Annotated in this window: 14 protein-coding genes; 3 read left to right on the top strand and 11 right to left on the bottom strand. The window is 71.3% G+C overall.

Translation table 11 applies throughout. The features are described from left to right. The first annotated feature begins 1 nt into the window (after position 1). Positions 2-4,876 carry a non-ribosomal peptide synthetase gene (locus BCF44_RS18365; RefSeq protein ID WP_116175567.1) on the top strand — a complete coding sequence of 1,625 codons (4,875 nt, stop codon included), beginning with the start codon at positions 2-4 and terminating at the stop codon, positions 4,874-4,876. Continuing rightward, on the top strand, positions 4,873-6,120 hold the full coding sequence (locus BCF44_RS18360) for a serine hydrolase domain-containing protein (protein WP_379800763.1): 1,248 nt from the start codon (positions 4,873-4,875) through the stop codon (positions 6,118-6,120). The genes BCF44_RS18365 and BCF44_RS18360 overlap by 4 nt, the downstream gene beginning before the upstream one ends. Positions 6,121-6,125: 5 nt before the next feature. Here BCF44_RS18360 and BCF44_RS18355 read toward each other — a convergent pair whose 3' ends face one another. Both BCF44_RS18355 and BCF44_RS18350 read right to left on the bottom strand, forming a co-directional pair. Then, entirely contained in the window at positions 6,126-7,388 is a 1,263-nt protein-coding gene (locus tag BCF44_RS18355) for an MFS transporter (RefSeq protein ID WP_170217598.1), read from the bottom strand. Positions 7,389-7,400: 12 nt separating this feature from the next. Continuing rightward, positions 7,401-8,789, bottom strand: a complete 1,389-nt coding sequence (locus tag BCF44_RS18350) for a hypothetical protein (RefSeq protein WP_116175566.1) — start codon at positions 8,787-8,789, stop codon at positions 7,401-7,403. A 164-nt stretch (positions 8,790-8,953) separates the two neighbouring features. Here BCF44_RS18350 and BCF44_RS18345 point away from each other — a divergent pair, with 164 nt between their 5' ends. Next, on the top strand, positions 8,954-10,102 hold the full coding sequence (locus BCF44_RS18345; protein WP_116175983.1) for a GNAT family N-acetyltransferase: 1,149 nt from the start codon (positions 8,954-8,956) through the stop codon (positions 10,100-10,102). Between the two features lie 73 nt (positions 10,103-10,175). On the opposite strand, the gene BCF44_RS18340 is transcribed toward BCF44_RS18345, so the two are convergent. From BCF44_RS18340 to BCF44_RS18300, 9 genes are all read right to left on the bottom strand, one after another. Further along, positions 10,176-10,916, bottom strand: a complete 741-nt coding sequence (locus BCF44_RS18340; protein WP_116175565.1) for a 2OG-Fe dioxygenase family protein — start codon at positions 10,914-10,916, stop codon at positions 10,176-10,178. A gap of 41 nt (positions 10,917-10,957) precedes the next feature. Then, entirely contained in the window at positions 10,958-12,226 is a 1,269-nt protein-coding gene (locus BCF44_RS18335; protein WP_116175564.1) for an ATP-grasp domain-containing protein, read from the bottom strand. A 68-nt stretch (positions 12,227-12,294) separates the two neighbouring features. Then, a complete protein-coding gene (locus tag BCF44_RS18330) occupies positions 12,295-14,118 on the bottom strand; it encodes an AfsR/SARP family transcriptional regulator (protein ID WP_116175563.1) in 1,824 nt (607 codons plus the stop codon). A 20-nt stretch (positions 14,119-14,138) separates the two neighbouring features. After that, the gene (locus tag BCF44_RS18325; RefSeq protein WP_116175562.1) at positions 14,139-15,161 is read right to left on the bottom strand and encodes an isopenicillin N synthase family dioxygenase; all 1,023 of its coding nucleotides are present in this window, start codon (positions 15,159-15,161) and stop codon (positions 14,139-14,141) included. Then, positions 15,158-15,847 carry a 7-cyano-7-deazaguanine synthase QueC gene (queC, locus tag BCF44_RS18320; RefSeq protein WP_116175561.1) on the bottom strand — a complete coding sequence of 230 codons (690 nt, stop codon included), beginning with the start codon at positions 15,845-15,847 and terminating at the stop codon, positions 15,158-15,160. Before queC ends, BCF44_RS18325 begins: the two co-directional genes overlap by 4 nt. A gap of 49 nt (positions 15,848-15,896) precedes the next feature. Next, the gene (locus BCF44_RS18315) at positions 15,897-16,877 is read right to left on the bottom strand and encodes an aspartyl/asparaginyl beta-hydroxylase domain-containing protein (protein WP_116175560.1); all 981 of its coding nucleotides are present in this window, start codon (positions 16,875-16,877) and stop codon (positions 15,897-15,899) included. 51 nt (positions 16,878-16,928) lie between these two features. Next, positions 16,929-17,519, bottom strand: coding sequence for a GTP cyclohydrolase I (folE, locus tag BCF44_RS18310; protein ID WP_116175559.1), 591 nt, complete (start codon positions 17,517-17,519; stop codon positions 16,929-16,931). A 38-nt stretch (positions 17,520-17,557) separates the two neighbouring features. After that, positions 17,558-17,920, bottom strand: a complete 363-nt coding sequence (locus BCF44_RS18305; RefSeq protein ID WP_116175982.1) for a 6-pyruvoyl trahydropterin synthase family protein — start codon at positions 17,918-17,920, stop codon at positions 17,558-17,560. A gap of 38 nt (positions 17,921-17,958) precedes the next feature. After that, a complete protein-coding gene (locus BCF44_RS18300; RefSeq protein WP_246015240.1) occupies positions 17,959-18,654 on the bottom strand; it encodes a 7-carboxy-7-deazaguanine synthase QueE in 696 nt (231 codons plus the stop codon). Positions 18,655-18,677 lie beyond the last annotated feature (23 nt).

Here is an 18,677-nt window from a genome sequence, read left to right as displayed (position 1 = left end):
CATGACGCCGACCACCCTCGTCGCACTGTGGGAACAGCAGGCAGCCGCGACACCCGACGCGATCGCCGTCGTCGCGGGTGAACGCCGTGCCACCTACGCCGACGTGGACCGCCGGGCCATGGCGCTCGCCGCCGAGCTCCAGGCTCGCGGCGTCGGGCCGGAGGACCTGGTCGGCGTCTGCCTCGGCCGCTCCGTCGAGATGGTCGTGGCACTGCTCGGCATCCTGAAGTCCGGCGCCGCCTACCTGCCCCTCGACCCGAGCTACCCGGCCGACCGGCTGCGGCACATGACCACCGACTCGGCGGCCGGGCTGTGGCTGTGCGACGCGGAGCACCGCGCGCAGGCCGTCGTAGCGGACGTGCTGCTGGTCGAGGACCTCCCGGTGGAACCGGCCGCGCCGGTGACCCCGGTGGTTCATCCACACCACCTGGCGTACGTCATCTACACGTCCGGTTCGACCGGCCTGCCCAAGGGGGTGGCCGTCGACCATGCGGCGCTGGCGTCGTTTCTGCGCAGCGTTGCCGAGCGCCCGGGCTTGACGGCTGGCGACCGGGTGCTGGCGCTGACCCCACTGTCGTTCGACATCTCGATCCTGGAGCTGTTCCTGCCGTTGATCCGGGGAGCGACGGTGGTGATGGCCCCGCGCGCCGCCAACACCGACCCCGAGTTGCTGGCCGCCACCATCGCCGAGGCGGACGTCAGCGTCGTCCAGGCGACCCCGACCACGTGGCGGATGCTGCTGGCGTCCGGGTGGACGGACGGGCAGGGACGGACGCTGCTGTCGGGTGGCGAGCCGCTCGATCCGCGGCTGGCCCGCGACCTGCTCGCCACTGGCGGCACCCTGTGGAACCTGTACGGGCCGACGGAGGCGACGGTGTGGGCCACCGCCGCCCGTGTCGACACCGTGTCCGACCGGGTCACGGTGGGCACGGCCCTGTCCAACACCCGGCTGCACGTTGTCGACGAGGACGGCCGGGAAGCCAGCCCAGGAGTCACCGGCGAGCTGTGGATCGGCGGCGCGGGCCTGGCGCGCGGCTACCTCAACCGCCCCGCGCTGACCGCCGACCGGTTCGTGCCCGACCCGTTCGGCGACGGCTCGGGGCGTCTGTACCGGACCGGTGATCTCGCCCGGTGGTCCGCCGACGGCAGCCTGGAGGTGTTGGGGCGCAACGACCTCCAGGTCAAGGTGCGTGGCTTCCGCATCGAGCTCGGCGAGATCGAGGCCTGTCTGCGCAGCCACCCCCTCGTCACGGACGCGGTGGTGGTCGTCGACCGCGAGGCGGCCGGCGGCGACCAGTTGGTGGCGTACCTCGTGGCGCAGAACGCGGCCGAGGATCTGCCGCGCCAGGTTCGCGACCACCTGGCGCAGCGGCTGCCCGCCCACATGGTGGCCCAGGGTTACGCGGTGCTCGACGCCCTGCCCCGCACTCCCGCCGGCAAGGCCGATCGCGTTGCCGTGCAACGGATCCCGTACGGTCCGGTCCGCGCGACCGGACCGGCGGCGGACGACGCCTCCCTGCCGCCACACACCACGGCGGTGCGCCGGGTGTGGGCCGAGGTGCTCGGGCTCGACGACGTGTCCCCGTACGACGATTTCTTCGGTCTGGGCGGCCAGTCCCTCACCGCCGTACGGGCCGTCGCCCGGCTGCGGGCGGAGCTGGGCCTGCCGGTCGACGCCCAGTCTGTCTTCGCCCATCCGACACCCGCGACGCTCGCCGCCGCCCTGGACGGCGTTGCGCCCGCGGACGACGAGCCGATCCCCGCAGCCGCGACCGCCGAACTCTCCTTCGGCCAGGAGCGAATCTGGTTCTTCGAGCAGCTGAACGACTCGGTGCCCGCCTACCACCTGCCGGTCGCCCTGGGCTTTCCCGGCGGCCGCGTCGATCTGGCGCTGCTGCAGGACTGCCTGTCCGCGCTGGTGCGGCGGCATCCGGCGCTGCGCACGGCCCTCGTCGGTGGCCGGGGCCGTCCCGAACTGCGCGAGCCGGGACCGGTGCCGCTGCGCCGCATCGAGGTCGCCGAGGAGGACCTGGACGCGCTACTCACCGAACGGGTCCGCGCCCCTTTCGCCCTCGACCAGACACCGTTGCTACGCGCGGACGTGCTGTCCACCCCGAGCCGTGACATCACGGTGCTGACGATTCATCACATCGCCTGCGATGGCGCGTCGGTGGACATCATGGTGCGGGAACTGGGTGAGCTTTACACGGCGCTCGCCGCCGGCCGCCGCCCCCGCCTAGCCGCGCTGTCCGTGACGTACGCCGACTACGCGGCCTGGCAGCGCGAGCGGCTCACCGGCGCCGAGCTGGAGCGGCTGCTCGACCACTGGTGTTACCGCCTGTCCGGCGTGCCCACCCTGGAGCTGCCGACCAGCCGGCCCCGGCCGGCCGTCGCGAGCCACCGCGGCCGTCGCGAGCTGCTGCGCATCCCCGCCGACCTGGCGCAGCGGCTGCGCGCGATGTGCCGGAACGAGGGGATCACCCTGTTCATGGGGCTGCTGGCCCCGTTGCAGGTGCTGCTGGGCCGATACGCCGACGAGAGCGACGTCGCCGTCGGCACCCTGACCGGCGGCCGGCCGCGCCCCGAGCTGGACGACGTCGTCGGCTACTTCGTGAACACCGTCGTCCTGCGAACGGACCTGTCCGGCGACCCGACCTGGCGCGAACTGCTGGGGCGGGTGCACGACGTCGCGCGGCAGGCCTACGCACACCAGGACCTGCCCTTCGAGCGGCTGGTGGCGGAGCTGAGCCTGGAGCGCGACCTGAGCCGCAACCCGCTCTTCCAGGTGCTGTTGGCCCTGCACGAGGAGCCGAGCGCCGGTCGCGTCACCGAGCTGTACGACCGCAAGGAGCTGGAGGGACGGCTCGGCACCGCACGCTTCGACCTCGCCGTCGACGTGACGGACCACGCCGCCGGTGACCTCAGTGTCTCCGTCGAGTACGCCACCGATCTTTTCGACGCGGACTTCGTCCGAGGCCTCGGCCAGCACTTCGTCCGGGTGATCGACCAGATGGTCTCCGACGTCACCGCCCGACTGTCCGAGCTTGAGATCGTCTCGGCCGATGAACTGCGCGCGCTGTCCGGCGGAGACCGGGCGGAGCCGACGACGCTGGTTCGGCTGTGGGATCACCAGGTGCGGACCACCCCGGACGCGATCTGTGTGGTGGGTGACGGCCGGTCGCTGACGTTCGCCGAGACCGACGCACGGGCCTCGGCCCTGGCCCAGGTGCTGCGGGCCGGCGGCGTGCGCCCGGAAAGCCTGGTCGGTGTCTGCCTGGAACGCTCGGTGGAGCTCGTGATCGCCCTGTTGGGCGTGCTGAAGGCGGGCGGCGCCTACGTCCCGCTCGACCCCGGCTATCCGGCGGACCGGCTGCGCTACCTGCTGGCCGACTCCGGCGTGCGGCTGGTCGTCGCGGACCCGGCGCACCCCGTCTCGGCCCTGTTCGGCGACGGTGTTCGGGTCGTGGCGGTGGACCAGGAACCCGGGACTGAGCCCGGACCGGCCGAGCAGGCCCAGCCGCACCACCTCGCCTACGTGATCTACACGTCCGGCTCGACCGGCAACCCCAAGGGCGTCGCGATCACCCACGCCAACATCACCGGGTTCCTGGCGTGGAACCAGCGGCTGTGCCGGCTCGCCGGGCAGGACCGGGCCCTGCTCAACCACTCGGTGGCGTTCGACAACTCGGTCTGGGAGATCTTCCAGTGCCTGACGTCCGGCGCCGAGCTGCACCTGGCCGGCCCCACCGCCGCCTACGACCCCGAGGAGTTCCTGCGCGAGGTCGCCGAGCGCGGCATCACCACGCTCAACGCGACGCCCTCGCAGATGCGGATCCTGCTGGAGTCCGACACGGATCCCGCCGCGCGACTCGCCTCCGTGCGACTGGTGTTCACCGGCGCCGAGGCCGTGCCGCACGAGGTGGCCCGCCGCATCCTGTCCGCCACCGCACCGGGATGCCAGGTCTTCAACGAGTACGGGCCGACCGAGGCGACCGTCACCTCGGCGTTCTGCCCGATCACCGAGGAGCTGCTCGACCGGCACGGCCACCTCCCGAGCGTTCCGTTCGGCCAGTCGACCGACAACGCGCGCCTCTACGTGCTGGACCCGCGGCTGCGGCCGGTCCCCCCGGGCTGTCGCGGCGAGCTGTATGTCGGCGGCGACGCGGTCGGCCGCGGCTATCTCGGCAAGCCGGCCCGCACGGCCGCGGCGTACCTGCCCGACCCGTACGCCGCCGAGCCCGGCGCCCGGATGTACGCCACGGGCGACGTGGTCCGGCTACTGCCCGACGGAAACCTGGTTTTCCTCGGCCGCAACGACCACCAGGTCAAGGTGCGCGGCTTCCGCATCGAGCTCGGCGAGATCGAGTCCGCGCTGCAGCGCCACCCCGACGTCGTCGACTGCGTGGTGGCCGTGCGCCGCACCCGCACCGGGGTGGACCAGCTGGCGGCGTACCTGATCCCCGAGCGCCCCGACCCGGATCCGGTGGCGCTGCGCGCCCACCTGGCGGAACAGCTGCCGCCGTACATGCTGCCGCAGAGCTACACCGTCATCGACGAAATCCCCCTCACCCCGAACGGCAAGGTCGACCGGGACGCCCTGCCCGATCCCCGCCCGGCGGCCACCCCGGCCCCCGCCACCCGCCCGGCCGTCACCAAGCACGAGCTCCTCGTCGCCGAGGTGTGGCGGGAGTGCCTGGGCGTCGAGGACGACTTCGCACCGGAGGACGACTTCTTCGCCGTCGGCGGCACGTCGCTGACCATCACCACGGTCGCGGGCCGGCTCGGCGAGCGGCTGGGGCGGCGGGTCCCGCCGGTCCTGCTGTTCCGGAACCCCACCGTCGCGGGCCTCGCCGAGGCCCTGGAGGCACAGCGATGACCACCACCCAGGCCGGGCCGATGGCCACCGTCGAGGTCGATCCCGCCGAGGTTGGCATGGACGCCGACCGGCTGGCCCGGATCGACCGCCACTTCGCCCGCTACGTCGACGACGGGCGGCTGGCCGGCTGGCACGCCGTCGTGGCCCGACGCGGGCGCGTCGTGCACTCGACGACGTACGGGCAGCGCGACGAGGCCGCGGGGCTTCCGGTCACGTCCGACACCCGGTGGCGGCTGATGTCCATGACCAAGCCGGTCACCTCGGTCGCGGCGATGATCCTGTGGGAGCGCGGCGAGCTGGAGCTCACCGATCCGATCAGCCGGTGGATCCCGGCGTTTGCCGACACCAGGGTGTTCGCCGAGGGATCGGCCACCGACCCGGTAGTGGTCCCCCAGGCCGAGCCGATCCGGGTCTGGCACCTGCTCACCCACACCGCCGGGCTGACCTACGGTTTCCACCACGCGCACCCGGTCGACGAGCTCTACCGCCGCGCCGGTTTCGAGTACACCGGGCCGCCGGGCCTCGACCTCGCCGGCTGCGTCGACGTGTGGGCGTCCTTGCCGCTGATGCACCAGCCCGGCGCGGAATGGAACTACGGGCACGCCACCGACGTGCTCGGCCGGATCGTGGAGATCGTGTCGGGCCGTCCGCTCGACCGGTTCTTCGACGAGGAGGTCTTCGGGCCGCTGGGCATGCGCGCCACCGGTTTTGTCGCCGACGATCCCGAGCTGCTGGCCCGCGTCTACGCCATCGACCCGATGTCGGGACGCCGGGTGCAGCACGACGCGATGGGGCGCGCGGGGCTCACGCCGCCCACCGCGCTCTCGGGTGGTGGCGGCCTGGTCGGCACCGCCGGCGACTATCACCGCTTCGTGCAGATGCTTGCCCGCGGCGGTGAGCTCGACGGCGCGCGAATCCTCGGTCCCCGCACTGTGTCCTACATGGTGCGCAACCACCTGCCGGGCGGCGTCGACCTGACGGAGTTCGGACGCCCCGCATTCGGCGAGATGCCCTACCGCGGCATCGGCTTCGGCCTGGGGCTCTCGGTGGTGCTCGACCCGGTGGCGTTTCGCACCGCCGCCAGCGTCGGCGCATACGCGTGGGGCGGGGTGGCCAGCACCGTGTTCTGGGTCGACCCCGTCGAGCAGGTGACGGCGTTGTTCTTCACCCAGCTGGTGCCCTCCAGCGCGTATCCGATCCGTACGCAGTTCCGCCAACTCGTCCACCAGGCGTTGGTGGACTGACCGGCTCAGCCGACGCTCTCGCTCGTGGACGCGGCAGGACGGTCGAGCCCGAGCACCAGCGGCACGGACAACACGTTGATCGCGGCGAGGAACACCCAGGGCAGCGCCGGGCCGGCCGCCAACAGCGCCGTGAGCAGCGCCGGTGACACGGCACTGCCCACCGACCAGGACATCTGGTAGACGCCGAGGTAGCGGCCCCGCAGGTGCTCGGGCGCCAGTACCACGCTGAGTTCGCTGGTCGGCGGCGAGCTGAGGATCTCGGCCACGGTGTAGAGCACCATCGCGGTCAGCAGCCCGGCGATCGCCCCCCAGCCGGGCAGCACGAGCAGTGCACCGAGGACGGCAAACGCCGCCGCGTTGACCAGCAGGGCCAGCACCAGCACGGTGGCCGGCCGATGGGCCTCGATCCACCGGCTGGCGAGTGTCTGGAACACCACGACCATGCCCGTGTTCAGCACGACGAGCACGCCGACGATCCACGAGCCGACACCGAGGTCGTCCGCGGCGTAGACGGCGAGCAGCACCCTGATCACCGTTGGGGCGAAGGCAAAGCAGACACTCGTCGCGACCAGCCGCAGATACCGGGTGTCCGTCAGCACGGTGCGATAACCGCCCGAGGCCGGTCGGGTGGTTGCGGCCGCCTCGCCGGCGTCGGCGCCCCGGAACGTCATCACGAGCCAGCCGGCGACGGCGAAGGTGACCACGTTGACCACCATGACCGCCTGCAACCCCGCGACGGTTCCGATGCTCAGGGCCACCGCCGACGCGGCGCCGCCGAAACCGACGCCGACATTGCGCAGGGCCCGGACGAAGCCGAACCAGCGGGCGCGCTCGGCGCCCCGGGCGACCAGCATGGTGAGCGGACTGCTGCCCATCCAGAAGGCGGTGGACCCCAGCTGCACCACGGACTGCCACAGCACGATCTGCCAGACCGCTTGCGAGAACAGGAAACCGAGGAATCCGACCACCGAGATCCAGTTGCCCACCGCCACCACGACGCGCGGACCGTACCTGTCCAGCAGCGGTCCGATGAACGGCGGCACGGGCAGGGCGAGCAGCTGGCCGACGGTCAGCGCGGCGCCTACGGCGACCAGCGGCAGCGACGTCGTCCGCACGAAGAAGACGACGGTCACCGCCATCACCAGCCCGTTGCCCAGGCTGTCGATCAGATTGGCCGCGACGAACCGGCCCTTGCCCGCGAGGCCCGGCAGGCCCCACGCCGTCTGGATCCGCCGCCACGCGGACGGCGCGGGGGCATGCTGCGGCATCACGACTTCTCGTCAGTTCGTACGGACGGCCGGCACTTCGCCCCACACCGGCAGGTCGCTCTGGTGGAAGACGGCCGCACTGCAGGCTTTGGCGTGCGCGGCGACGGAGATGACGCCGCCCGTGTCGGCCGGCACCACCTTGGCGTAGCCTCCCGCCCACCCCTCCGGGGTGTAGAACAAGCCGTACGCCGCATGCCATTCCTCGGTTTTCCCGGTCACCGGGTCTATCACGAGCTCAGGCCTGGGCTTCACTCGCTGCTGCACGACACATCCCTCAGCGGCGGTGTTCTCCAGGGCCCGCCGCCAGGTGGCGTCGTCCGTCTCCCAGCCCACCACGACGCCGACTCCGCCGCCGCGCGCATTGACCTTGAGGACCAACTCCTCGCGCCGCGCAAGGCATTCGTCGACGAGATCGGTGTCGGTCGCCAGCACATCGGCGTCGAGCAGCCGGGTCCACGGCAGGATCCGGTCGATAAGCCGGCACTCGTCCTCGTCGAAGCCACGCCGCCGCGCCGGGTCCGACAGCAGCGCCATGCCGGCCTTGTTGGCGAACATGTTGCTGGAGAACGGGGTCCACAGCAGCGTGCCACCCGCCCGGTACGCGCGCAGCAGTGGCGCGGCCAGGTCCCAGCCGTCGGGTTCCTCGGCGATCTGGTCGGGCACGAAGGTGCGAAAGACCACGTCGATCTTCGTGTCCCCGAGGTGGAGCGCGCCGCCGCGTTCGTGCACGTCGCCGATCTCGGCCACCAGGATGTCCAGGCCCGCCGAGCGCAGAGCGGACTGGAAGTTGAGTGCGAGCTCCCCGTAGTCCTTCAGACCGCCGCGCCATTCCAGCATGGCCACGACCGGGTCGCGCCCGGACGCCACCGGGGCGCCGAAGCGGCGCAGCGCTTCGGCCACGGCGCGAATGGGATGCACATAGCCGAGCCGGTTGCGGCGCGCGAAGTCGGCGAAGCCGGCGACCTCCATCGTCGCCCGGGAGATCTCGCTCGCCAGCGCCCAGCCGCCGGCCTCGCTCCCCAGATTGGTCTCCAGGAGCTTGAAGGAGGTGCCGTCGTGGTACAGGTCGGCCCGGCCGAACGGGGGCGGCGCCACGTCGACGCCGAACTGCCGCATCACCGCCCAGTGGCTGTCGTTGATGCCGAGCTGCGACCGGAATGCCTCCAGATCGCCGCCGAACATCCGGTCCGGCAACGAACAGAGGATGTCCACGAGGCGCCGCAGGTCGTCGGCGAACTCGCGGATCTCGCGCTCGGCGACGAAGAGCGGCCGTTCCAGATAACCGCCGCGCCACGGCGTGAGCGTCGGGAAGTCCTTGACGTGCCGGGCGACCGTGGGCAGGTCGCTGCCCGGCGTGCGGAACTCCTCGTTGTACTGAGCCGCTACCCGATCCGCCGACATGCGGTCTCCGCTCCTGCTCGATGATGGCCGGCCGTCGGCCCGCGAGGCCACTGTTCCACCCCGGTCCCCGGCACGACTCAACCGCGACTCAATTCCCGTCCGACGGTCCGCCGTGCACCGGAAATCTGTGTTACGACTGGAATGCTTTCACCATGGGAGGCGCGATGATCGCCACGACAGACACTTTCGCTGACGCCATCGGCGGTCTCGAGGACACCGAGTGGGACAGTCTCGCCGACGGCCGGTTCTACTCGTCGGCGCTGTGGCTGCGGGTGTGCGCAGTCGACCCCGGGTCGGTCTCCGGCGGACTGCACGTGAAGACCGCGGCCGGCGGCCGGGCCGCCGTCCCGGTGGCGGCGGTGACCGACGAGCCCACACCCGGCCTGCGGTGGCACGACCTGCTCGCCGCGCGCGGCCTGCCGGCGCCTGAACCGGGCGGCCTGCTCATCGGCCAGCGCCGCGGCTACCTGGCGCACCTGTTGACCGCCAAGGGAACCGACCGGACCGAGGCCGCCGCCGCCGTGCTCGACGCGGTCCGCGCGCTGCGCTCCCCCCTGCACGAGGAATCGAAGATCGCCCGCGTGGCGATGTACCTGACCACCGAGGACGTGGGGACGCTGCGCGCGGCGGGCGTGCGGACCACCCCGGTCGCGCTGAACACCGACGCCTGGATCGAGATCCCGCCCGGCGGCTTCCCCGCCTGGCTGGAATCGCTGTCGGGCCATCGGGTCCGCCGGATCCGCAGCGAGATGAGGAAGTTCGAGAACGCCGGTTACGAGCTGGAGCACCGGACGCTCACCGAATGCTGGGCCGAGGTCGCCCGGCTGCTGGCCCGCACGCTGCAGCGCTTCGGCCGGGTCGTCGACGAGGCCCCGATGGCCGAGTCCTTCCGCCAGCAGGGCGAGATCGCCGGTCCGAACGCCGAGGTCGTGCTGTGCTCCCGCCACGGCGAGCCGCCCGTCGGCTTCTGCCTGTACTACCGCTGCGGCGACACCGTGTACCTGCGGGGGCTGGGCCTCGACTACGAGCGGCTCATCTCGGCCGCCGAGTACTTCAACATCACCTACTACATGGCGGCGCGGCTCCCGGGAGTGCGCTGGATCCACGGGGGCATCGACACCGCGGACGCAAAGGCACTGCGCGGCGCGAAACTCAGGCCGCTGTGGCTGCTGGACCTGTCCGAGGACAGCCCACTGACCGGGTACGACCAGGAGATCCGCGAGCACAACCGCGCCTTGCTCACCAGCCTCCGCGACTCCTCCCCTGCCGTCGCAGAGGCCCTGGACCACGAGCTCTGGTCGCCACACTGCTGACGCCGACCGGGCCGGCTCCCGTGAAATTCCACGGGAGCCGGCCCGGGTTCGTGGCTGCCACCACGCCGAGTGCTCAGGCCATCGGGTTGAAGTCGACCTGGAGCATGTCCCGCACACCCGATGATCCCTCGGCAACCGCCGGCGAGACCTCGTGGGTGATCATGTTGTCGTCGAAGAACATCGAGTCGAGCGGCTCCAGCAGAGTGGTCCGCACCGCGGGGCTGCCGTCGTTGGGGTGCACGGTGGACACGCCTCCGGTGACGCCTTCGCGGCGCATCAGGTGCAGGCCCACACAGGTGTGGCCGTCGCGGTGGCGGCCCTCGGGGGTGGGCAGGCCGTCGCTGCCGGCGCGCGCGACGACCCGGACCAGGTGAATCCCGACCCGCCACGAGGTGTTGCCGTTGATCGCGGTGGCCATCCGGGCGTCGAAGCTGACCAGGGCGCGCAGGCCGGGGCTGAGCAGGACCTCCTCGGCGACCGGCTCGAAGACCCGGTCCTTGCCCTTCCACAGCGGGATGGAGTCCTGACGGAAGACGGCGTTGGGCAGGACCTCGAAGCCGACGGCCTCGCCGTCGACGTCGACCCGCAGCCGGCCGTAGCGGCGCTCGCGGTAGACGTCGACGCCGTCGACCTGGGTATCGACCGGCAGGTTCTCGAACGCGCCGCGGAGTTCCTCCAGGTCGGCGCTCCCGACCAGCCCGGCCAGCTCGTGCCGGCGCATGATGACGAAGCCGTCGCGGCGTACCTGGCCGGAGAAGGTGGGCACGCCGTCACGCCGGCTGGTGGTCGGCGTGGTGATGGTGCTGTCGGTCATGGTGTTTCCCCTTTGCACGGGTGTCCCCGGTTCGTGTGTGCTCAGTCCTGGGCCTCGTACTCGACGCGCAGGGTCCGGGCGAGGTGGTCGAGGTAGGCCGCCGCTTCCGCGTCCGAGTCGTGATGGGACAGCACGACGGCCGGATTTCCGGACCAGTCCGGATAGGCCCGCAGCACCGAGCCGGGGCCCGCGGTCTGCACCACGTAGTCCACCCTCGGGTCGGCACGCACCTCGTCCAGGCCGTGGATCCGCTTGACCCGCCCGCCGCCGCCGATCGGCACCAGATAGACCGCCGCATGGCCGGTCGGAACCGGCTCCTCCCGCCAGCAGACCGGCTCCTGGCCGAGGTGGACGCGCAACGCCTCGGCGGCCAGGTCGATGCCGCTGCCGACGTGGACGAGATGGTGCATGTTGCCCCCGCCGCCCAGGCGCGCGGCCATCTCCAGCAGCACCGGCCGCACCCCGCCGACCAGTCGGAGCTCGGTGTGCATCGAGCCTTGCGTGACACCGAAGGCGCGGTGCGCGCCGATCACCTCCGCCTCGATCGCGGCGAGGATCTCGGCCGGCAGCTGGGCCGGGGCCCGCAGTGTGCTCTCCTCGAAGTAGGGCCCCGTCAGCTCGCCCTTCCAGCTGACGGCGCAGACCCGCACCTGCCCCTGGTGCACCAGGGATTCGGCGGAGATCTCCGGCCCGTCCAGGTACTCCTCGACCAGCACGGCGGCGTCCGAGGCCGTCCCGTCCGGGGCGCCGAGGTGGGCTTCGACGAGCTTCCAGGTGCGGGCCACGACCTCTTCGAGGCTGTCCCGGTCATCCGCGCGGATCACCCCGAAGCTGGAGTGGCCGTCCGCCGGTTTGACCACCACCGGGAACCGCAGGGTCAGCGCGTCGGCCCAGTTGGCGGGATCCTTGATGACCACGAAGCCGGGCACGCCCAGACCGGCCTCCAGCAGCCGTTGGCGCATGACGCGCTTGTCGCGCACCACCTCCGCCGTCGGTTCGGTCAACCCGGCGAGGCCGAACTCCCGGGCGGCGCGCGCCACGAACGGGATGACCTTCTCGTTGCCCGCCATGATGCCGTCGAAGGGTTCCCGCCGATAGCGCTCGATCAGCGCGGCCAACGCGCCGTCCGGGTCCCCCTCGATGTCCAGCGGCAGCAGCTCGACCACTGCCTTCGCCTGCTCGGCGCGCTCTCGTTTGTCGTCTCCCCGGGGAACCAGGATCAGATCGACGCCGGCCCGCTCGGCGGCCTCGAACACCCACGGGAACACGGACAACAAACCCACGAGGACGAGTTTCGGGCGCTGCAGCATCACAGTTCTCCCTGGATCGGGCAATGCATTCGACCTCGATTCGCTACGTCGTTGCGGCACTGTCACCGTCAGGCGGAGCGCATGACCGGCGGGCTGTCCGGCCGCGCCGCGAACGAGCGCACGCCCGGCTCCCATTCGTAGGAGAACCGGCCGTCCACGCACGGCTGCTGCGCGCGCACCAAGTAGCTCTCCGCCAGCTCCTCCAACAGGTCCTCGGCCTGCTGGTCGCCGATTCGCAGGGCCGCCGCGACCAGCGCCGGCGTGAGCCGGTCGGCAGCTCCGGGAGACAGCAACGCGTACGCCAGGGGCCGCGACTCGGCGGGCAGCGTCGCCAGCGTCCGGTCGAAGCCGGCCCGCACGCCCAGCGGATCGCTGTCGGACGCGAGAACCCAGGCGGTGGCCTGCCGAGCAGTCCAATGTGGACGGCGACGCAGCTGCGAGGCGACCGCGAAGAGCGCGCCGGGCAGCCCCCAGCACAACCGGACCAGCCGTTGCAGCCCGTCCGGATTCATGGTGATCCGATGTGTCGGCACCGAGGATGCCAACAGGCGCAGGCAGTCCTCGAAGGACAGCCCGCCCAATTCGACATGGACCGCCGAGGAGGACACGAACAGCCGCCGCCGGCTGCCGATGATCACGCCGCAGCCGGCGCCCGACGGCAGCAGCGGTGTCAGGTCCCGGGCGTCGCACACGTCGTCGAGTACCACCAGGACGCGCTGGTCTGCGGTCCAGGTGCGGAACAGCAGGCTCAGATCGGTCGTGCCCAGGCGCAGCTGCTCCTCGGTCGCGCCGAGTCCACGCAGGAACGAGCGGAGGATCTCGGCGGACGGCACCCGCTGGCCGGCGCCGTCACGCAGCCGCGCGTAGAGCCGCCCGTCCGGGTAGTGACCGCTGACCTGGTGCGCGGCGTGCAAGCACAGCTCGCTTTTGCCGGTGCCAGGGCCGCCGCCCACGACCGCGACCGGCCGATCCGCCCGCGACCGGCCGGCCAGCGCCGCGGTGAGGCGCGCGAGCTGGTCGGCGCGTCCGACCAGACGCTCACGCGGCGCGGGCAGGTGGCGGGGCGCCCTGGTCGCCGCCCTCACGGCCGTGAGTCGCCCGGCGGGACGCAGCAGCGCCTCGTCCGACGTGAGCACGGCCGTGTGCAGGGCCTGGAGTTGGGGCGACGGATCGAGCCCCAGCTCGGAGGCGATCCGCTCGCGGGCCCGCCGGTAGACCTGGAGCGCCTCCGCCCGCCGATCCATGCGGTAGAGAGCCGTCATCAGGTTGCCCTGGGCCCGTTCGTCCGTCGGCTCCCGCCCGGCCATCGACGCGAGTTCGTCGAGCACCTCGTGGTGCCGGCCGAGATGGAGGTCGGATTCGATACGCAGGTGCTGCGCACCGGCCCGCAGCTCCTTCAGACGAGCCGCCTCCGCGGTCAGCACGGGTCCCTTCCGGACGTCCACCAGGGCGTCGTCCCGCCACAACCGCAGCGCCTCGGCGGCCGTGTCGCGGGCCCGGGCGAAGTCCCCGTCACCGAACTCCGCCCGGGCCCGCGCAAGCAGCGGCTCGCACCGTAGGCCGTCCACGTGCTCGGCCGGCAGCGACAGCTGGTATCCGCTGTCCACCGTGACCAGCTGCGGCCCCGCCGGCCGCACCGCGCCGCCGCTCCTCGGATTCCCCAGCGAGAACCGCTTCCTGAGCTGGTACACGTAGGTCTGCATCGCGGTGAGCGCGCTGGCCGGCGAGTCGCCGTCCCACAGCTCGTCCATGAGGTGTTCGAACCGCACCACCTGGCCCGCCCTGAGCACGAGCAACGCCAGTGTCTGACGCACTTTCTGGGCGGCCGGCGCCAGGTCGACGCGGGGGTCGTCGCCGAAGGCCTGGAGCGGCCCGAGAAGGTTGACTCTCATGAGATCTGCTCTGCCTCGGGTCAGCCCCTGGACGCGGCGCCGGCGGCCAGGGCGGGGTGGTGGCGGGCGACGATGTCGGGGAAGGAGCGGATCAGCCCCTTCATGACGTTGTCGCCGTAGAGGGCGAACAGCGGGTTGTCGGCGTCGTCGGTGGCCCCGTCGGCGCCCGCGACGTACGGGCTGGGCAGCGGCTGCATGGTGGCGTCCAGCCGGGGGTTGAAGAAGAACGGGATCGAGTAGCGGTCGACGCCCGGGGCGGGCCGGACCACCCGGTGCAGGGTGGCGCGCACATAGCCCCGCGTGGCCACCTCCAGCAGTTCCCCCAGGTTGACCACGAACGCCCCGGGGACCACCGGCACGTCGGCGAACTGGTCGTCCTCCACCGCGACCTGGAGGCCGCCGTTGTCGTCCTGCACGAGCAGGGTGAGCAGCCCGAGGTCGTTGTGGATGCCGGTCCCCTGGCCGGCGTCCGCGTCCGGGAGCGGCTGCGCGGGGCCCGGGTAGTGCAGGAGCTTCAGGTGGATCTGCGGGTCCGGGTCGACCACGTCGTCGAGGAACCCGGCGGGGGCGTCGAGCGACTCGAGCATCAGCCGCAGCAGCCGGTGCGACAGGTCGGTCAGCCGGGTGATCCACGACTCGATGGCCGGGCGCAGCTCCGGCATCGCCGCGGGCCACTCGTTCGGGCCGATCAGGCACCGGTAGGCGGGCTCGCCGGGCGCGGCGGTCCGCGCCGGCTGCTCCGGCCCGATGTCCAGCTGCTGGCGCTGGTCGGGAATGCCCTTGGTGTGTTCGCGACCGAGTTCGGAATAGCCGCGGAACAGCGGCGAGTCCAGGATGTTCAGCGCGAGCCGGTCGGCCTCGGGCAGCGCGAAGAACCGGCGGGCCAGCTCCAGCATGTCGTCGGCGTCCTCGATGCCGTGGCCGACGAGCTGGAAGAAACCGATCTCGTGGATGGCCGTGCGCAACCGGTCCAGGAACTCCGCCCGGGCCTCGGCCGAACCGTCGGCGTCCCGGAGGTCGAGCACGGGAAAGCGGTCGGTCATGCCAGCTCCTTCGAGTCGCTCGTCTGGTAGGTCGTCGGGTCGGTCACGCCGGCGTCCCGGAACGCCGCCTGCCGCTCCCGGCAGGCGGCGCACCGCCCGCACTGCAGGGCGTCGCCGCGGAAACAGCTCCAGGTCTCGGCCCACGGGACGCCGAGTTCCTCGCCCAGCGACACGACCTCGCTCTTGCGCAGCCTGACCAGCGGCGCGATCAGGGCCAGGTCGGGATGGGCGTAGCCGCGGGTGGCGATCCGCTCCATGGCGATGAAGGAATCGATGAACGCGGCATTGCTGTCCGGCGCGGCGTTCAGGTCGTCGACGACGCCGACGGCCACCGCCTCCGCCGTCTCGGCGACGGCCACCGCGAAGGCGACGGACAACAGCAGGGCATTGCGGTTGGGCACGACGTTCGGGCTCGTGCCGGACGACCCGTCCTGGTGATCCGGCACGTCGACGGTCGCATCGGTGAGTGAGGAACCGCTCAGGAACTTGCCGACGGTGCTGAGGTCGACGACGTCGTGCGGCACCCCGAGCGTACGGGCCGTCTTCTCGGCGAACTCGTGCTCGACGAGGTGGCGCTGGCCGTAGTTCACGGACAGCAGGTGGAGCGTGTGTCCTTGCGCCTGGAGGTGGTAGGCCATGGTGACCGAGTCCAGACCGCCGGACACGATTGCGACAGTTTTCGGCATGCGTCGCCTTCCCGCAGGCAGATGGGGGACGGAGGACCAGGAGGTTGCGTCACGCCGCCGGCGTGGCCGGGACGGACAGCCGCGACGACCGGCGGCCCTTGCGGTAGGTCACCTCGGCTTCGGGCCGCGCACCGTCCAGCCGCAGGGCGATGGTCCGCTCCTCGCTCCACCCGACCAGGCGGTACTCGTGTCCGCCGAGGGCTGTCAGCGGGAAGAGGTGGTCCTCGGGAGATCGCACGGCGAGCCCCGTGCCGGTGTCGACCACGGTGAAGGTGGCCTGCGGCTGCTCGCCGGTCAGCGACCCGAACACCTCGATCTCCAGCAGGTGCGCCGGCGCGTCGAAGGAACACCGCGCGGCGCGCCGCTCGTCGTCGGTCACGGCCACCGCCGGGCGGTTGTAGAGCACCTCGGGGCCGGCGAAGTAGTCGGCCCAGTCGGCCGGGAACAGCTGCGCCAGTTCCGGTGTGACGAGCACGTCCACCACGAGGTGCACCCGGTGTTCGGGACCGAGGTTCTGGATCTGGTGCTTGCGGCTGAAGTCGCCGAACCAGAACTCCCCGGGCTGCCACCGGTGAATCACGCCGTCGAGGTCCAGCGAGGCCTTCTCGTGGGTGATGACCGGGATGTGCAGCCGGGCCATGCCCCAGTCCGGGGCGAACTTCGGATCGGTGTGGGGGTATCCGATGGTGTCGGGCCCGAGATCCATGAAGCGGACCGCGTAGAGGGTCCCGGGAATCGAGCGCAGGACCTCACGAACGTAAGGCATGTGGTCCAGCCACTCGGTGTCGGCGAACTCCGCGCTGCCCGGGCCGCCCGGGTCGGTGCGGGCCTTGTCGCCGCCGGGGCTGCGCACCGGGAGGCAGCGCCAGTCCTGTTCGGCCCACCGCGACACCCTCCCGTTCACGAATGAGCTCTGCTCATCCCACAGGTGGCCGCGCGCGGTCATGAGGTCGGCCACCAGCCGGTCCGCGTCCAGCTCGGGAAGCAGCCGCACCGCTTCCGCCGGCGTCGTGGAGTTGTTGGTGTTCATCGTTGTCCATTCCTATCGACCGGGCCATCGCATTCGGCCCCGGCTGGCACGTCACGCCCGGAGCAGGTCGAACAGCTCGCCGCGGAGCCCGGAGTCGGTGCCGAACGCTCCTCGGTACGCGGTCGACGTCATCTGCGCGGCGGCCTTGATGCCGCGCATCGTCATGCAGAGGTGCTCGCCCTTCGCGATGACCGCGACGTCCGAGGCGCCGCTCAGCGTGCTGATCTCGAGCGCGATCTGGTCCACGAGGCGCTCCTGGACCTGAAGCTTGTGCGCGTACTGATGGGCCACCCGCGCGAATTTGGAGAGGCCGAGCAGTTGGCCCGTCGGGCGGTAGGCGATCGTGATGGAGCAGTTGAACGGCAGGAGGTGGTGCTCGCACAGCGACCACACCTGGATGTCGGAGACGACCACCAGCTGACTCGTGCCGACGGACTCGAACAGCGTGCCCAGCGAACCGGTGTCGTAGTTGATGAACTCTCGCCACCAGCGGGCGAACCGCGCGGGCGTGTCGCGCAGTCCGTCGCGATTCGGGTCCTCGCCGATCTCCTTCAACAGCTGGCGGGCGAGGTCGACCAACGGGTCCTCCGCGGTCCTCGACACCGCTGGGTCGCCGTCGAGGTCCAAGTCCGTCACCGACATGCGGTCACCTTTCGTCGGGGCTGCGCCGGGCACTGCCGTCACGGCCGGTACTCGGCCCAGGTCTTGGGAGTTTCGGAAACGCGCACACAGGTCAGCTCGGGAAACTCCATCGACCAGGTCCGGTAGACCCAGGCCGCCATGTTCTCGGCCGTCGGGTTGTTGTCCATCACGTCGTTCAGATGCCGGTGGTCGAGCTGTTTGTCGATCCAGGCCTTGATCGTCGACAGTTCTCCGTAGTCCCGGACGAAGCCGACCGGCGACAGCGCCGCGTCCTCGGCGCCGAGCTCCAGCTCGATCACGTAGTTGTGCCCGTGCATTCGGGCGCATTGGTGTTCGGGGGCCAGTCCGGCGAGCTGGTGACTGGCCGAGAACTCGAATTTCTTCGTGATTCGAAACGTCATCGTGCCGCGTTTCCCCTCTCGGTCGCGTGAGCCGTCGCTCACACGGCGCGTTTGTCGTCCCACAACAACGTGTGCAGCCTGGTCGTCAGATTCCAGCCACGCTCGACCACCGCGTCGGCCAGTTCGGTCATGTGCTTGGTGACATCGTCGGCGGTGCGCCCGATCGGCATGATCCACACCGAACGCAGGCCGAATTCGGACACCAGCTCGGCCACCTCGTCGAGATCGCGGGTGTTCCGGCAGACGAACTTGAACGTGCTGCCCGACACCGCGGACAGGCTGGTGAGAGCGGCCGGCACGATCCGGCGCTTGCGGGTGTCGCCCGAGTGCGACAGTTTCGGCGAGACGTTGAACCGGACACCGGCGGCGACGAGTTCGGGGTGCGCGGCGTGCGTCCCGTTGGTCTCGATCTCGATTTCCTTGCCGCGCCCCACCAGCGCCGTCACCAGCGGAATCAGCCGCTCCTGCTGCCCGAGGGGCTCGCCGCCGGAAATCACGATCAGGTCGGTGTCGAATTCCACCAGTTCCGCGAGGACGTCCTCCACCGAGCGGCGGTGCAGCTCCTTGCGCGGATCGTGGGCGACGCCGCTGTCGCCGGCCCCGGTCCAGTCCCACGTATAGGGCGTGTCACACCACGAGCACGACAGGTTGCACCCGCCGAGTCGCAGGAACGCGCACCTGCGTCCCAGGGACCGACCCTCGCCCTGGACCGTCGGGCCGAAGATTTCGTTCACTACGAGATCCATGGCGCACCGTT

Origin of the sequence: Kutzneria buriramensis, assembly GCF_003387475.1 — a bacterium.
Classification (GTDB): Bacteria; Actinomycetota; Actinomycetes; order Mycobacteriales; family Pseudonocardiaceae; genus Kutzneria; species Kutzneria buriramensis.
The sequence above is the reverse complement of the archived record's forward strand: the minus strand, read 5'-3'. Positions and strand labels throughout refer to the sequence as shown.

Coding starts and splice junctions, on each gene's coding strand:
- BCF44_RS18365 (WP_116175567.1), top strand. CDS start 2: ATGACGCCGACCACCCTCGTCGCACTGTGGGAACAGCAGGCAGCCGCG.
- BCF44_RS18360 (WP_379800763.1), top strand. CDS start 4,873: ATGACCACCACCCAGGCCGGGCCGATGGCCACCGTCGAGGTCGATCCC.
- BCF44_RS18355 (WP_170217598.1), bottom strand. CDS start 7,388: ATGCCGCAGCATGCCCCCGCGCCGTCCGCGTGGCGGCGGATCCAGACG.
- BCF44_RS18350 (WP_116175566.1), bottom strand. CDS start 8,789: ATGTCGGCGGATCGGGTAGCGGCTCAGTACAACGAGGAGTTCCGCACG.
- BCF44_RS18345 (WP_116175983.1), top strand. CDS start 8,954: ATGATCGCCACGACAGACACTTTCGCTGACGCCATCGGCGGTCTCGAG.
- BCF44_RS18340 (WP_116175565.1), bottom strand. CDS start 10,916: ATGACCGACAGCACCATCACCACGCCGACCACCAGCCGGCGTGACGGC.
- BCF44_RS18335 (WP_116175564.1), bottom strand. CDS start 12,226: ATGCTGCAGCGCCCGAAACTCGTCCTCGTGGGTTTGTTGTCCGTGTTC.
- BCF44_RS18330 (WP_116175563.1), bottom strand. CDS start 14,118: ATGAGAGTCAACCTTCTCGGGCCGCTCCAGGCCTTCGGCGACGACCCC.
- BCF44_RS18325 (WP_116175562.1), bottom strand. CDS start 15,161: ATGACCGACCGCTTTCCCGTGCTCGACCTCCGGGACGCCGACGGTTCG.
- queC (WP_116175561.1), bottom strand. CDS start 15,847: ATGCCGAAAACTGTCGCAATCGTGTCCGGCGGTCTGGACTCGGTCACC.
- BCF44_RS18315 (WP_116175560.1), bottom strand. CDS start 16,877: ATGAACACCAACAACTCCACGACGCCGGCGGAAGCGGTGCGGCTGCTT.
- folE (WP_116175559.1), bottom strand. CDS start 17,519: ATGTCGGTGACGGACTTGGACCTCGACGGCGACCCAGCGGTGTCGAGG.
- BCF44_RS18305 (WP_116175982.1), bottom strand. CDS start 17,920: ATGACGTTTCGAATCACGAAGAAATTCGAGTTCTCGGCCAGTCACCAG.